Genomic DNA, 15,011 nt, shown 5'->3' with positions numbered 1-15,011 from the left:
CTGTTAAAGTTTCGCATCTTCTTCTTCCGTGAACATGTCTATGATCTTTGTCTTCATCCTGTCCAGGAATGTTTTCAGCGAAGCATTCCGTTCTCTTGCTTTTCTCTCCTGAATCTGCTCAACAGTAGGTTCATCGTCTTCCCAGCTTTCTTCCGGAAGATTGACAGTTTTAGCTGCCTGTTCTTTCGCTACGTAGCTGGTGTTGATCTTTACATAGTTTTCTTCCAGTGCTCTGCGATCGTTCTCATAGTCATTGTAACCTTTGAGTATGAGCCCTACGCAGGTGGCGTACATTGGCCTGGTCAGTTCGTCGATATGACCGCTTGCCAGGTGTTCGTTCGGATAACCGATACGTGCGCTTACACCGGTAGTATATTCTGTTAACTGTATCAGGTGTTTCAGCTGAGAACCACCACCGGTCAGGATAATACCGCCATTCAGCATTTTATTATCCATACCGATCTGTTTCAGATGGTACACCACGAAGTCCATGATCTCACTCATACGTGCCTGTATGATGTGGGCCAGGTTCTTTACAGAGATCTCTTTCGGGCTTTGACCACGCAGACCAGGAATGGTGATGTAGGCGTTGCTCTTAGCTTCATCAGCCAGTGCGTAACCGAACTGCACCTTCATTTGTTCTGCCTGTGTTTTCAGTACACCCAGACCGTTCTTGATATCGTTGGTGATGTTTTCACCACCGTATGGGATCACGGCTGTGTGTTTCAGTATACCTTCATAGAATACGGCGAGGTCTGTCGTACCACCACCGATATCTACGATTGCAACACCTGCTTCAAAGTCCATGTCACACATAACAGCTGCTGCGGATGCCAGGGGCTGCAACACGAGATCATGTATTTTCAGACCGGATTTCTCCACGCTACGGTTGATGTTACGGATAGCGTTCTTATCGCCGGTGATGATGTGGAAATTAGCGCCCACCTTCACACCTGACATACCGATAGGGTAGGTGATGTTCTGGAGGCTATCCACGATATACTGTTGTGGTATCACGTCAATGATCTGATCACTGGCAGGGATCACCGTTTTATACTGGTCATTGATCAGCTGATCAATGTCTTTTTGCGAAATTTCTGCATCCGTGTCGCTACGAACGATGTCGCCGCGTGTCTGCAAACTTTTTATATGATGACCTGCGATACCAACGTATACTTCATTGATCTCGAGATTCGGATTAGAAGCGTAGCAATTTTCGAGTGCTTGACGGATCGCCTTGATCGTCTGATCGATATTCAGCACCATACCGTGCTGTACTCCGAAAGACGGGGCTTTACCGAATCCCAGGATTTCCAGTTTCCCGTATTCATTCTTTCTTCCTGCTATGGCAGCAATCTTTGTAGTGCCAATATCGAGACCTACAATGATGGGAGCTTCCTGATTCATGGCGTTCTATTGTTTTTTGTTGTGTTGACAGATTTTTTAACCGGTTTATACACAGCCTTCGGAGCCTTCTTTTTATCTGACGCCGTTTCCTTTTGTACTTTCGGTTTGGAAAGCGATGGCCTTGCTGTTACTACTCTGGCCGGTGCTTTCGTACTTGTTGTTGTTTCCGTGCGCTTTACATCATCGCGGTGTATCAGATATCCGTCGGAAGAATCACTTAGTCTGGCAATACGTGCACTGTCTTCTGCTGCCAGTTTTTTCGACAACTCTTCTCCTGTTCTTCTTGTGCATACTACCTCATTGTCATAAGCAACATTAATCCTGGCGTAATTGTTCCAGCCTACTTTATTCAGTCCCTCTTTATAGAACGCCAGCAGTTTGCTGAACTTCTTTTCCACGTCAGTCCCGTCTCCAAATGCGATTACATGATCGCCCAGTTTTGGGATTAATTCAAACTCACGCCCCGGAGTGATCGTTACCTGTTCTATCTGTGCAGACCAGAACGGATCTTCCTGAATAAAGCTGCCGAGTGCCATGATTCCTGCTGCTACCGTGCTGTCTGCAGATGCAAGTTTTGCAGCATCAGTAGGGAAGTCTGTGAACACCGGTACGCGGGCGGCGTAACGGGTGGATACCGGTATACGGTCGCCGTCCCTGTCAAAGTAAAAGCTGTTGCCGCTTGTCGTGAATACACGTGCCAGTGGTTCCCGCTGTGTTACTTTGATATTCAGCCTGCGCTGATTGTCTATGAATATCTCCGCTTTTTTTACCCATGGATCGCGTGATACGATCTGTTCCAGGCTGGCGGTATTGATATCTTTGATGGCTTTACCGACAGGATTTTTACTTTTGTCAGCAGCTACCAGTGCTTTGATATCTTTTTCTTCTACAAAGAAGTTAGCGTCGTCTTCTCCCTGCAGTTTCACCACGATACCGGTACATTTACCGTCATTCTTATCATGCACCGCGGATACCAGCAAGATGACAAAACCAGCCAGCACACCCATCCAGAGGAGGGTGGTACCGATTCGTCTTAATACCTTACGGGTCTTTGTCTGCATTGGGTGTTTCCTACAGTTTTAAGCTTTCTTTTTTATTGCTTCGTTTTCTACGATACCTTTTCCGTTCAGTACTTCCTCAACAGGCTCACGGAACTGATCGATGTCTCCGGCGCCTGCTGTGATAAATAGTGGTGCGCTGTTCGCTTTTACCCAGGAGAGCACATCTTCTTTCTGCATCACCTGAACGGGTTTTGTGATCATCTTTGCGATCATCTCACTGTGTACGCCTTCAATAGGCAGTTCACGTGCGGGATAGATCGGCAGCAGCAGTACTTCATCAGCCAGTGACAGGCTCTCTGCAAAACCTGTTGCAAAGTCGCGTGTGCGTGTGTACAGGTGAGGCTGAAACAGCACGACACATTTTCTGTCGGGGAATAATGCACGTGCGCTGCTAATGAGCGCGCGCAGTTCTTCCGGGTGGTGTGCATAATCGTCGATGTATATCTGGTAATCGTTTTTTACCAGGTATTCAAAGCGGCGTTTGATGCCTTTGAAGTCAGCAATAGCTGCTTTGATTTTTTCATCTGCAATACCTAACAGGTGTGCTACTGCAATTGCTGCTACTGTATTCTCGATGTTGTGTGTACCGCCGATCGGAAGGTAGACGTCTGTCAGTGTCCAGTTGTGCTGTATTACATCAAATCTGTATCCACCTTCATCCGGGCGTATATTGGCTGCATATATGTCAGCTTTGTTGTCTTCCAGGTGATACCATACATGATTGTCTCCTTTCAGTTCTGCTGCGCGGTGTAGTCCCAGCTTTGCCACCAGTGTGCCTTTTGCTTTGATGTTGCGGGTATACTGTATAAATGCTTCCTGTACTTCTTCTTCTGTACCGTAGATATCCAGGTGATCTGCGTCAATGGCAGTCAGTACTGCCACATCGGGATGCAGTTTCAGGAATGAACGGTCATATTCATCAGCCTCTATCACAGCCACCTGTTTGTCGCTGCTCCAGAAGTTACGGTCATAGTTGGCGCTGATACCTCCGAGGAAAGCGTTACAGCCATAACCGGTGTGTCTGAGTATATGGGCGATCAGGGTAGAGGTGGTGGTTTTACCATGTGTACCTCCAACGGTGATCGCGTATAATTCTTTGGTGATCTCCTGCAGTACGTCGCTGCGTTTCACTACTTCAAAACCTTTCTCACGGAACCAGATCAGCTCTGCATGGGAAGCAGGGATAGCCGGCGTGTATACGATCAGGTCTGCCTGCTGGTCTGCCAGCTGCACATCATCCGTATAGTGGATCTGCATGCCTTCTTCTGCCAGCTGGCGTGTAAGCGCCGTTTCGGTACGGTCATAGCCGCTTACCTGCATACCCTTCTCATTAAAGAAGCGTGCAATAGCGCTCATGCCGATGCCTCCTATGCCAATGAAGTAGACGCGTTTTATTTTGTTCAGATCCATTTTCTCAATACGTGATTTACCCTATTAATGCCATTACCTGTTTTGCGATGACCATGTCAGCGTTGGTATTGCCCAGTTTTCCTATGTTCTCTTCCAGTTGTTCCATCAGTGCTTTGTTCTGCACCAGACTGAATAATGTTGTCCCCAGTTGTGTAGCCGCTTCATCATTTTTAATAATGAGGGCTGCCTTTTTATTCACTAAACTCTGCGCATTGAAGGTCTGATGATCTTCTGCCGCAAACGGATATGGTACGAATATGACCGGTTTTTTCACCACACACAGTTCAGCAATTGCCAGCGCACCTGCACGTGATATGACCACGTCAGCGGCTTTATAGGCAAAGTCCATGAGGTTGATGAACTCAAACACTTTTACGTGTGATGCATATGCGGCGGCTGCACTCTTTGCTGTTTCGAAATACGGCTTACCTGTTTGCCAGATCAGCTGAATGTCCTTTTCCACAAAGCTCGCCAGCATAGGATGCAGTGCTTCGTTGATGGCTTTTGCGCCAAGGCTGCCACCTACTGCAAATACGGTTGTTTTACCGCTTTGCAGACCGAAATGCTGCGCTGCTTCTTCACGTGTCACGGATGACTGTGTAATGTTGCCTCTTACAGGATTACCGGTTACCACGATCTTATCGGCAGGGAAGAATTTCTCCATACCATCGTAGCCGGTGCAGATCTTCTTTGCTTTTTTACCCAGCGACATATTCGCTTTGCCGGCGAAAGAATTCTGTTCCTGTATCAGTGTCGGGATGCCTTTGCTCTGCGCTTTTCGCATGATCGGGAAGCTGGCGTAACCACCAACACCAACCACTGCCTGTGGCTGGAACTGATCGATGATCCGGCGTGCCTGTCCCAGGCTCTTTAATATCTTAAACGGTAATAACAGGTTTTTCAACATGTTACTACGATTGAAACCAGCTATTTCCAGTCCTTCGATCTTGTAACCCGCCTGCGGCACTTTCTCCATCTCCATTTTTCCTTTGGCGCCTACGAAAAGGATCTCAGTCTCCGGATCTATCTTCTTCAACGCATTGGCAATGGCAATGGCCGGGAAGATATGTCCTCCTGTACCGCCACCTGCTATGATAATTCTGCGTTGCATCTGTTTTTATTTACTTTTTATTTAGTTCTTTTAAGCTGCTGGTTGCATACCATTCTGTTCCATCACTTTCGCGATCCTTTCCTGTTCTATCCTTTTGCCTTCCAGGTCTTCTACGTTACGGGATACGCTTAGTATGATACCTATTGCAAGACTGGTAAATATCACGGAAGAACCTCCCATACTCACCAGTGGCAGTGTAACACCTGTTACCGGAAAGAGCCCTACATTCACCGCCATGTTAGTCAGTGCCTGTATGACAAGTGTGACGCTGAGACCTACTGCCAGAAATGCGCCGAATGCATAGGGACATTTTCTGTAAATGCGGATGCTACGTAACAATAGCAACATGTAGGCCATCAATATCAAAAAGGCGCCAAATATACCATACTCCTCAATAATTGTTGCGTAGATGTAATCACTGTACGCATGAGGAAGAAAGTTTCTCTGGGTGCTGTTACCAGGTCCTTTTCCGATAACGCCGCCACCTGCGATGGCGATGTTTGCCTGTTGTACCTGATAAGGCAGGTCATCTTTGTCTGACGACACAAAATGTTCCACCCTTTTCTTCCAGGTTTCGAGACGCATCGGATTACCTGTTGCTACAGCGATACCTATTATCAAAAGGATCATTACCAGACCGGCTATTACCATGGAAGCCAGGAACCTGACAGGTACCCGGCCAATGAAGCACAGTATCATACAACTCGCGCCAAGCAGCAATGCCGTTGACATATTTGCCGGCATGATCAGCGCACATACAATAGCTACCGGTATAATGATCGGCAGAAAGCCTTTCTTAAAATCGGTAATGATATGCTGGCGTCTTGACAGCTGGCGGCTTACATACATGAATATGGCCAGTTTAGCCACATCCGATGTCTGGAACGTCAGATTGATCACCGGGAGACGGATCCACCGGCTGGCATCGTTCAGACTATGTCCGAATGCCAGTGTATATATCAGCAAAGGAATTGAGATGATAAACCCTATCTGTGCTGCACGGGAGTAAATCGTATAATTCACCCTGTGCGCGAAATAGATGATCAGCAACCCCATTCCAAGTACACTCAGTTGTTTGAACAGATAATACTCCGTATGACCACCCTGTTCACGATACGCCAGGGACCCCGTGGCGCTGTAAACAGCGAGCAGGCTTACCAGTGACAGGAAGATCACGATCGTCCATATCACTTTGTCTCCTTTTGTCCTCTGAAGTACATCCATCTCAACTTTTTTGGTGCCTGTTTACCCGGATACGGAATCCGGATACAAGCTGGTTACAGTTCTTTTACTGCTTCCTTGAACTGCCGGCCTCTGTCTTCATAATTCCTGAAGAGATCGAAGCTTGCGCAGGCAGGAGAGAGCAGTACCACATCTCCTTTGGCCGCATACTGAAAGGCTGCATTGACTGCATCCTTCATACTGCGTGTATCTATCATCACCGGTGTATAGCCTGATAATGCATCCTGTATAGGTGAATTATCAACGCCAAGACAAATGATCGCTTTTACTTTTTCTTTTACCAGATCGCGAATTGCACTGTAGTCATTGCCTTTATCCACACCACCCATCACCAGGACTACCGGGTTTTCCATGCTTTCCAGGGCGAACCACAGAGAATTAACGTTCGTTGCTTTACTATCATTAATGAAATCCACGCCGCGTACCGTTGCCACATACTCCATCCGGTGCTCGAGGCTCTTGAAAGAGGTCAGACTCTCACGAATCTTTTCCTTTCTGATGTCCATCGTTCGCCCCGCAATACCAGCTGCCATCGAATTGTACAGGTTATGTTTGCCTTTCAATGCGAGATCATACATTGATACGATCATTGGCTCATCATTAACCTGGATGTTCACCTGTTCGTTTGCCATAAATCCTCCTTGCTTTAATGGTTCCATGATAGTAAACGGTATTGTTGTTGAATAAATAGTATGTTCCTTCAGATAATTCGTGATTTCAGGATCATCTATACAATACACGAAATAATCTTCCGGTCCCTGATTCATCGCTATGCGGAATTTTGACGCCACATAATTCGCCATTTTGTAGTCATAACGGTCCAGATGATCTGGTGTTATGTTCAGCAGAATGGCGACGTTTGGCTTAAAATCCCTGATATCGTCCAGTTGAAAACTACTCACTTCTACAATGTAATAATCCGCCGGCGCTGTCGCTACCTGCCTCGCGTAACTGAGGCCGATATTTCCCACCATTGCAGCATGCAGACCTGCTGTTTCAAAGATGTTGAAGGTGAGCGCCGTTGTTGTGCTTTTGCCGTTGCTGCCGGTGATGGCAATGACCTTGCTGTCTTTGCTGAACCGGTAAGCGAATTCTATCTCAGAGATCACAGATACCTGTTTTTCACGAACCTTTTTCATCAATTCGCTTTTCTCAGGAATACCAGGACTCTTAATGATCTCATCTGCATTCAATATCACATCCCAGGAATGCTGTCCCTCTTCAAAAGGAATGTGGTTAACTGCCAGCTCCTGCTTATAGATGTCTTTAATAGCACCGCCATCAGATACAAATACATCATACCCCTGCTGCTTACCCAGAAGGGCAGCACCGATACCGCTTTCACCGGCTCCAAGTATGATGAGTTTCTTTTGCATGTTTATCTCATTTTTAACGTTGCTATTGATACTGCTGCGCAGATGATCGTCACGATCCAGAATCTTACCGCAATTTTACTTTCATGATATCCCAGTTTCTGATAGTGATGGTGAAGCGGAGACATCTTAAAAATGCGTCTGCCTTCGCCATACTTTTTCTTGGTGTATTTGAAGTAGGAGACCTGCAGCACCACGCTGAGGTTTTCTACCAGGAACACACCACAGAAGATCGGGATCAGGAGCTCTTTTCTCACGATAATCGCGATAGAAGCAATTATACCACCCAGTGCAAGACTTCCGGTATCACCCATGAATACCTGCGCCGGATAAGCGTTGTACCAGAGGAAGCCCACACATGCACCTACGAAGGCCGCAATGAAAATGGACAGTTCACCCAGGTTGGGGATGTACATAATATTCAGGTACTCTGCAAACTGTATGTTACCCGATACATAGGCGAATACGCCGAGACACACACCTATTACTGCGGATACGCCTGTTGCCAGTCCATCCAGTCCATCTGTCAGGTTAGCCCCGTTAGACACGGCTGTGATGATAACGATCACGATCAGGATGTAGAGGATGAATGTATATTTCTCTGCGCCTGGTCCCATCCAGGAGATCAGTTTGGCATAGTTGAACTCATGATTCTTTACAAAAGGGATGGTGGTGATCGGCGTCTTTACATCTGCAAATCTGTGTCCATCTTTTGTTACCCTTTCCTGGTGGTTCACTGTTCTTTCATACGGAGCGAGTTTTTTACCGCCGATGATCTCACGGGAGATCACTACGTTATCGTTGAAATACAGTGTACTACCTATGATGATGCCCAGACCTATCTGTCCGAGCACTTTAAACTTGCCTGCAAGTCCTTCTTTATTCTTTTTGAAGACCTTGATATAGTCATCCAGGAAACCAATCAGTCCTAACCACACTGTACAAAGCAGCATCAGCCAGATATACACTGTTTTGATCTGTGCAAACAGCAGGGTAGGAATGAGTATGGAAGACAGGATGATGAGACCACCCATAGTAGGAGTACCTTTTTTGGAGTTTTCTCCTGCCAGGCCCAGATCACGGATGGTTTCCCCGATCTGTTTGCGCTGGAGATACTTCACAATGCGTTTACCTAATAACAGGGAAATCGCTAACGACAGCAGCAATGCCATGGTCACCCGGAACGTGATGAATTGAAACATCCCGCTGCCGCTGAAGTTTAATGATTTGAGATAGTTAAATAAGTAATATAGCATATCGTTAGTTAGTCTCGGTCAATAGCCTGTAGTCGTTACTTACAGGTTTTGTTAGTTAGTTGTCTCAGTTGTCAGTTGTCGTTATTTCTCCATTAGTTCCAGCATCTCAAGCAATACCTTTTTATCGTCGAAGGGGTGTTTTACTCCCTGGATCTCCTGGTATTTCTCGTGGCCTTTGCCGGCTATCAGGATAATATCATCCGGATTAGCGAGGCTGATAGCTGTTTTGATGGCTTCTTTTCTATCTGTGATAGACAGTGCCTTTCTCTTCTGATGCACCGGTATACCTGCTTCCATCTGTTGAATGATAGTCACAGGATCTTCCGAGCGCGGATTGTCAGACGTCAGGATCACCTTGTCGCTGTGTTCAGTAGCTACTGCTGCCATAACAGGGCGTTTCGCTGTATCGCGGTCGCCACCACAGCCTACCACAGTGATCACCTGCTCGTTGCCTTTGCGCAGGTTCTTAATGGTAGCGAGTACATTCAGGAGCGCGTCAGGTGTATGTGCATAGTCCACAATACCGATGATCCTGTCTTTGGCAGAAGTGATATAGTCAAATCTTCCTTCTGCACCTGACAGGTCGCTGAGTGCCTGCAGTACTTCGTCTTTATCCTGTCCCAGCAGTATGGCGGTACCGTATACTGCCAGCAGGTTATATGCATTGAATTCTCCGATCAGGCGGAAGTGTACTTCCTTTTCATTCACTGTCATGATCAGTCCTGTCAGGTTGTTCTCCAGGATCTTACCCTTGAAGTCGGCCACTGTTTTCAGACTGTATGACTGTTTCTTCGCCTTTGTGTTCTGCAGCATTACATTTCCCCGCTTGTCATCCAGGTTGGTGAGTGCGAAGGCAGTTGCCGGCAGTCCGTCGAAGAAAGCTTTCTTCACTTTGATATACTCATCAAAGGTCTTGTGGTAATCCAGGTGATCATGTGTGATGTTGCTGAATATACCACCGGCGAATTTCAGTCCTGCGATACGTTGCTGATGCACCGCATGAGAACTGACTTCCATGAACACATATTCACAGCCTTCATCCACCATGTCTGCGAGTAAAGCATTCAGGTGGATAGCGTCAGGGGTGGTATGTGTGGCCGGTACGACCTTATCTCCGATCTGGTTTTGTACAGTAGACAGCAGTCCGCAGTGGAAGCGCAGTTTACTGAACAGGCGGAACAGGAGGGTAGCGATGGTTGTTTTACCATTCGTACCGGTTACGCCAACCAGTTTCAGTTTATGAGACGGATTATCATAATAGTTACCGGCAATTACACCTGCGGCTGTCGCGCTGCTGTTGACCAGTACATAGGTAAGGCCATCAGCCAGGCTTTGCGGCAACTCTTCACATATGATGACTGCTGCTCCCTGTGCGATCGCCTTGTCAATAAACAGGTGACCATCCGCATGTACGCCTTTGATGGCGATAAATGCGCCTCCCCGGGTAACTGCCCGGGAGTCGATGCTCAGCGAACTGACAGCAGTGTCTGTACTGCCGTGTACTTCGCGGATGCTCACATTGTATAATATGTCTCGCAGCGTCTTCATCATGCTCTTTTAGCTCAGTTCTATTACGATAGTCTGGTTTCTTTCCAATAAGGAGCCACCTGGTATGGACTGGTTAGTCACTTTTCCGGCACCTTTTACGATCACACGCATTCCTGCATTCTCCAGCAGGTACAGCGCATCTTTCAGTCCCATCCCCGTTACATCCGGTACACCACCTTTTGCCTGTTTAACGGCAGCGAAGGTGATCTTCTTATCATTCACCCTGGGACTTACCCAGTTACTGTTTCCTACAGCGCCCTGCATGGGCAGGTCGAGTGTGTTCAATATGGTTTTCCATTCGCGTCCCTGTCCGGTTTTAAACGCCAGCAATGTATCTATTGCAACAGCGGCGCGCATGGGTCTTTGTTTTTCGAGTGCGATCGCGTACAGTTTATCAGCTACTTCGCGGAATACCGGTCCTGCTACTGCTCCTCCGTAGAACTTTACCGCATTCGGTTTGTTCTTGATCACGACTACACAGGTGAACTGTGGATCGTTTGCGGGGAAGTAGCCGGCGAAGGAAGACTGGTAGATCTTTTCTTTGTAACCGTCTTTACCATTTGCTACCAGTGCTGTACCTGTTTTACCAGCGAGCTTGTAATAAGGTGTCCAGAGTGCGCGGCCTGTACCATTTGTCACTACGCCTTCGAGCATGGATTTCACCTGTCTTAAGGTGTTCTGTGAACAGATACTGTCCATGATCACTTCAGGATCGTAGTCCTTTACCGGCTGACCGTATTCCATGATGGAGTTTACGAGGTAAGGCTTCATCATTTTGCCGTTGTTGGCGACTGCGTTATACAGCATACAGGTCTGCAGCGGACTTACCAGCACTTCATAACCGAAAGACATCCAGGGTAAGCTGGTAGCGCTCCAGGTTTTAGACTTTGTGCTTTTGATCACCGGTTTACCTTCTCCTACGAGATCAATACCGGTTGTTTTATCGAGGTTCAGTTTACGCAGGTGCGCCACAAACTCGTTGGGCTTCTTTGCGTAACACCGCATGGCCAGCTGGGCCATGCCCACGTTGGAACTCAGTTCGAAAGCATGTTTGATGCTGACGTTTGTTTGTCCCGGGTGAGGCTCAGAATCAAAAACAGTTCTTTTACCTATCTGGAGGCGTCCTTCATTGAGGTTTACCTGATCGTTCATGGAGACATACTGGTCGTCCAGGGCAGCGATCACGGTAGCCAGTTTGAAAGTGGAGCCTGGTTCACCTACGCGGAGGGCATAGTTCATATCCTCCCAGTAGCTGCCGTCAGGCTGACGTCCTAAGTTGGCAATAGCTTTTATCTTTCCGGTTTTCACTTCCATGAGGATGCAGGTACCATTTTCTGCTTCATTGCCAATCATCATATTCATGAGGGCTGTTTCAGCGATGTCCTGCATATTCACGTCGATGGTGGTGATGATATCGCGGCCGTTCTCAGGTTCGATATCGTATCCTTCCACGGGAACAAATGTTCCACCGGCGATACGGCGCATCAGTCTTTTACCGGTGACGCCTTTTAAAAAGTTATCGTAGGTCCTTTCGAGACCTACGTTCTGTGCATTTTCCCTTGATAATCCTATTGTACGGTTGGCCAATAGTTTGAAGGGGTTAATACGTTTGTTTTTCGTTTCTGCGATCAGGCCGCCTTTGTTCTTTCCGAGTCTGAACATGGGAAAGTTGCGGACCGCCTGATATTGTACGAACAGTACATCTCTTTTGAGGAGGAAGTACCTGTCCTTACGTTTGTATCCTTCTCTGAGGATATTCTTATACTCGTTCTGCGTATGGTCTTTAAAGAGCTGAGAGAGGCAAAGCGCCAGGGAATCAACATTCTCTGTGAATCGTCTGCCATTTTTTTCTCTCAGACCATCAGCAGCAAAATCCACCCTTAAATTGAAATAAGGAATGGATGTGGAAAGCATACGGCCTTCTTCAGAATATATAGTACCCCTGTCTGCTTCGAGGGAAACGTAGCGGGTATGCAGGCTATCTGCCATACTGCGCCAGTAGTTGCCTTCGATGTTCTGTACCAGGAATATTTTTACCAGGATTGCCACACCAAACAGTCCCATGCCGATAAAGCACAGATACACACGCCACAATATGTCTTTCTTTACTTCCACTGTTTGTTATGTTAAAAAGGTTTATTCCTTTTTCTCCAGTTCAATTTTTTGTGGCGGAGAGCTTAGCGGTTTTAATCCGAGGGGATCGACTGCTTTACTTACTTCGCTCATTTTGCTCTGGAACATCAAATCACTTTTAACGTTCAGGTACTCCCATTTTAATTCTTTGATTTCCCTTCCAAGCGTATTGATACGTCTTATCTTTTTTTCTGCAAGATGACTGTTGGCAATATATATCAGGGCGAGCGCGGAGAGGAACAGAATGAAGGGCATGTTTTGTGTGATCGCCCTGTAGTTAATACGGAGGCGCCATTCCCTCTTGTGTTCCGGTTGTTCCGATAGTTCCGGTTGTTCTTCCGGGGTTTCTTCTTCGGCTGATATGTATTCTTCCTGTTCCTGCAACACGTTGTATCATTTATACTGCTAAGCCAATGTTACCTGTCGGGTGACAAGCACATTGGCATAGCGGATTCATAATCAGTTTATATTTTTTCGGCTACCCTTAGTTTTGCACTTCGGGACCTTGTATTGCGCTTGAGCTCTTCGGGGCTTGCTGTAACCGGTTTTTTGGTGACTAACCTGAATAATTTAGGAGGTGTTTCGTAAGAGAACGTGTCTTCCTGTGCTTCAAATTGTCCCGTCTTCATGAAATTTTTCACCAGCCTGTCTTCCAGAGAGTGAAAGGTGATAATTGCCAGTTTTCCACCGGGTTTTAACACTTCTGCTGATTGTGTCAGCAGATCTTTCAGGGCGCCAAATTCATCATTTACCACAATTCGCAGTGCCTGGAAAACCTGTGCCAGATATTTCTGCGGATTGCCTTTTACTATCGGCTGAATTACAGATTTGAATTCGTTTATCGTACGCATTGGTCTTGCCTTGCGTTCCTGGACGATGGTCTTTGCGAGTGTACGGGCGTTTGTGACTTCTCCGTAATTCTGAAAGAGCAGGTGCAGTTCTTTTTCGGTAGACGACTGGAGCAGAGAAGCGGCGGTCAGCGCATTGCGTTTATCCATCCGCATATCCAGATCTCCGTCAAAACGGGTGCTGAATCCTCTTTCAGCGGTATCGAACTGCCAGGAGGAAACTCCCAGGTCAGCGAGAATACCGTCTACCGGTACAGACTTGTATAAGCGGAGGAAGCGCTGCAGGTGCCGGAAGTTCTGCTGAACGAAGGTGACCCTTGGGTCATCTATCCGGTTGTTGTAGGCGTCTTCATCCTGGTCAAATACGATCAGTCTGCCATTCTCATTTAGCTTTTCCAGGATTGCCCTGGAGTGGCCTCCGCCACCAAAAGTGGCGTCTACATATACACCGTCAGGTTGTATCTGCAGGTTTGTGATCACTTCCTGCAGTAATACGGGCAGATGATATGCTGAAGCTTCTTCCATACTGTCAATTAAATCGAAATATTATTATCCCCGCCTCCCATTACTTGCTGGGCCAGGTCGCTAAATGCTCCTGGTGAGAAATTTTCAAAGAACTCCTGGTACTTACCTTTATCCCAGATTTCAATCTTATTCGTCGCCGCAGCCAGCACAATGTCTTTCCCGAGTGAGGCGTAGGCCATTAAGTTTTTTGGTACTAATAATCTCCCCGCGCTATCCAGTTCACATATTGTTGCCCCATTTAAAAAGTAGCGCCTGAATTCTCTGACTTTCGGATCGAAGTCGTTTAACTTGCTGATCTTCTCAAAAATTGGCTGCCATTCACTCATGGGATACAAAGACAAACATTTTTCAAAACCCCTGTTGATGACAAACTGCTCTCCTGCGCCTTCTGCCAGTTGCTTTTTAAAGCCTGCCGGGAGTAGAAAGCGACCTTTTGCATCCAACGTAGCCTCATATTCACCGAGAAAGCCTGTCATAATTGGGGGCGAAAGTCCTTGAAAAACATTTTCTAACACAAAATAACACTTTTTCCCACTCTCTAACGATAAAATGAAATATAAATTTTTTCCACAGCAATATTTTGCCTATTATATTGAGTCGCATGGCATTTATTATGCATTGATTGTTAGTTAATGTTAGTAACGTGTAGATAGTGTGTGAATAAATGTGCATTTCGTGTTTATAACCCAGATTGCATAGGATATTCAAAGTCCCAATACGCTCCGCCAGTACGTAGTTCTACGTATTTCGCCCATATTTAACATCAGTTATTCACATTTTCGAACTTTTCACATTTGCGTGACAGTAGGATTAACAGTGTTTAAGTAGCATGTAAGTAACTTTTTTGTGTAGTTTTTGGCGCACTTTACTAAATTCACCTCCAGGGTATACCTGGGTGGAAACAGGGGAAAAGAAAGTCCGGAGTACCACTAACGGGGTGGTGATATTGCTTATGAAATAATCTGCGGAACCAGTAAAATCCTGTTTTGATACTGGTCAGATATTAGTTAGGTATTAGTTCTCCTACATTCATCCTTCGTTGAGGGAACGAAGGATGAACGAAGGAGAAGCCTTATCTAAGCAATAGCTGACCGCTC

12 protein-coding genes are annotated in these 15,011 nt (G+C 46.5%); all 12 read right to left on the bottom strand.

What is annotated here, in order from left to right; translation table 11 throughout:
- Positions 1-3: 3 nt before the first annotated feature.
- Complete coding sequence (gene ftsA / locus BMZ72_RS21260; RefSeq protein ID WP_089811732.1) at positions 4-1,407, bottom strand: cell division protein FtsA; 1,404 nt, start codon at positions 1,405-1,407, stop codon at positions 4-6.
- Positions 1,404-2,468 (bottom strand): cell division protein FtsQ/DivIB, encoded by a 1,065-nt coding sequence (locus BMZ72_RS21255; protein WP_089811731.1) that lies wholly within the window; start codon positions 2,466-2,468, stop codon positions 1,404-1,406. The genes ftsA and BMZ72_RS21255 overlap by 4 nt, the downstream gene beginning before the upstream one ends.
- Before the next feature lie 18 nt (positions 2,469-2,486).
- Complete coding sequence (murC, locus tag BMZ72_RS21250) at positions 2,487-3,878, bottom strand: UDP-N-acetylmuramate--L-alanine ligase (RefSeq protein WP_089811730.1); 1,392 nt, start codon at positions 3,876-3,878, stop codon at positions 2,487-2,489.
- A gap of 16 nt (positions 3,879-3,894) precedes the next feature.
- A complete protein-coding gene (gene murG, locus BMZ72_RS21245) occupies positions 3,895-4,989 on the bottom strand; it encodes an undecaprenyldiphospho-muramoylpentapeptide beta-N-acetylglucosaminyltransferase (RefSeq protein ID WP_012794542.1) in 1,095 nt (364 codons plus the stop codon).
- A 30-nt stretch (positions 4,990-5,019) separates the two neighbouring features.
- Positions 5,020-6,213 (bottom strand): FtsW/RodA/SpoVE family cell cycle protein, encoded by a 1,194-nt coding sequence (locus BMZ72_RS21240; protein WP_089811729.1) that lies wholly within the window; start codon positions 6,211-6,213, stop codon positions 5,020-5,022.
- A gap of 53 nt (positions 6,214-6,266) precedes the next feature.
- Complete coding sequence (gene murD / locus BMZ72_RS21235) at positions 6,267-7,607, bottom strand: UDP-N-acetylmuramoyl-L-alanine--D-glutamate ligase (protein WP_089811728.1); 1,341 nt, start codon at positions 7,605-7,607, stop codon at positions 6,267-6,269.
- Positions 7,608-7,609: 2 nt separating this feature from the next.
- Positions 7,610-8,806 (bottom strand): phospho-N-acetylmuramoyl-pentapeptide-transferase, encoded by a 1,197-nt coding sequence (gene mraY / locus BMZ72_RS21230; RefSeq protein ID WP_255373259.1) that lies wholly within the window; start codon positions 8,804-8,806, stop codon positions 7,610-7,612.
- A 135-nt stretch (positions 8,807-8,941) separates the two neighbouring features.
- Positions 8,942-10,408: a UDP-N-acetylmuramoyl-L-alanyl-D-glutamate--2,6-diaminopimelate ligase gene (locus BMZ72_RS21225; RefSeq protein WP_089812386.1), complete on the bottom strand. Its 1,467-nt coding sequence runs from the start codon at positions 10,406-10,408 to the stop codon at positions 8,942-8,944.
- A 9-nt stretch (positions 10,409-10,417) separates the two neighbouring features.
- Positions 10,418-12,523 (bottom strand): penicillin-binding protein, encoded by a 2,106-nt coding sequence (locus tag BMZ72_RS21220; protein WP_089811726.1) that lies wholly within the window; start codon positions 12,521-12,523, stop codon positions 10,418-10,420.
- Between the two features lie 21 nt (positions 12,524-12,544).
- Positions 12,545-12,928: an FtsL-like putative cell division protein gene (locus tag BMZ72_RS21215; protein WP_245552061.1), complete on the bottom strand. Its 384-nt coding sequence runs from the start codon at positions 12,926-12,928 to the stop codon at positions 12,545-12,547.
- Between the two features lie 77 nt (positions 12,929-13,005).
- Positions 13,006-13,914 carry a 16S rRNA (cytosine(1402)-N(4))-methyltransferase RsmH gene (rsmH, locus tag BMZ72_RS21210; protein WP_089811725.1) on the bottom strand — a complete coding sequence of 303 codons (909 nt, stop codon included), beginning with the start codon at positions 13,912-13,914 and terminating at the stop codon, positions 13,006-13,008.
- A gap of 8 nt (positions 13,915-13,922) precedes the next feature.
- On the bottom strand, positions 13,923-14,429 hold the full coding sequence (gene mraZ, locus BMZ72_RS21205; RefSeq protein ID WP_255373258.1) for a division/cell wall cluster transcriptional repressor MraZ: 507 nt from the start codon (positions 14,427-14,429) through the stop codon (positions 13,923-13,925).
- Between the last annotated feature and the right edge of the window lie 582 nt (positions 14,430-15,011).

The organism is Chitinophaga sp. YR627, assembly GCF_900114995.1.
GTDB lineage: Bacteria > Bacteroidota > Bacteroidia > Chitinophagales > Chitinophagaceae > Chitinophaga.
The sequence above is the reverse complement of the archived record's forward strand: the minus strand, read 5'-3'. Positions and strand labels throughout refer to the sequence as shown.

Bases quoted from the DNA above. Each gene is read 5' to 3' on its own strand.
- ftsA (WP_089811732.1), bottom strand. From the start codon at position 1,407: ATGAATCAGGAAGCTCCCATCATTGTAGGTCTCGATATTGGCACTACA.
- BMZ72_RS21255 (WP_089811731.1), bottom strand. From the start codon at position 2,468: ATGCAGACAAAGACCCGTAAGGTATTAAGACGAATCGGTACCACCCTC.
- murC (WP_089811730.1), bottom strand. From the start codon at position 3,878: ATGGATCTGAACAAAATAAAACGCGTCTACTTCATTGGCATAGGAGGC.
- murG (WP_012794542.1), bottom strand. From the start codon at position 4,989: ATGCAACGCAGAATTATCATAGCAGGTGGCGGTACAGGAGGACATATC.
- BMZ72_RS21240 (WP_089811729.1), bottom strand. From the start codon at position 6,213: ATGGATGTACTTCAGAGGACAAAAGGAGACAAAGTGATATGGACGATC.
- murD (WP_089811728.1), bottom strand. From the start codon at position 7,607: ATGCAAAAGAAACTCATCATACTTGGAGCCGGTGAAAGCGGTATCGGT.
- mraY (WP_255373259.1), bottom strand. From the start codon at position 8,806: ATGTTTCAATTCATCACGTTCCGGGTGACCATGGCATTGCTGCTGTCG.
- BMZ72_RS21225 (WP_089812386.1), bottom strand. From the start codon at position 10,408: ATGAAGACGCTGCGAGACATATTATACAATGTGAGCATCCGCGAAGTA.
- rsmH (WP_089811725.1), bottom strand. From the start codon at position 13,914: ATGGAAGAAGCTTCAGCATATCATCTGCCCGTATTACTGCAGGAAGTG.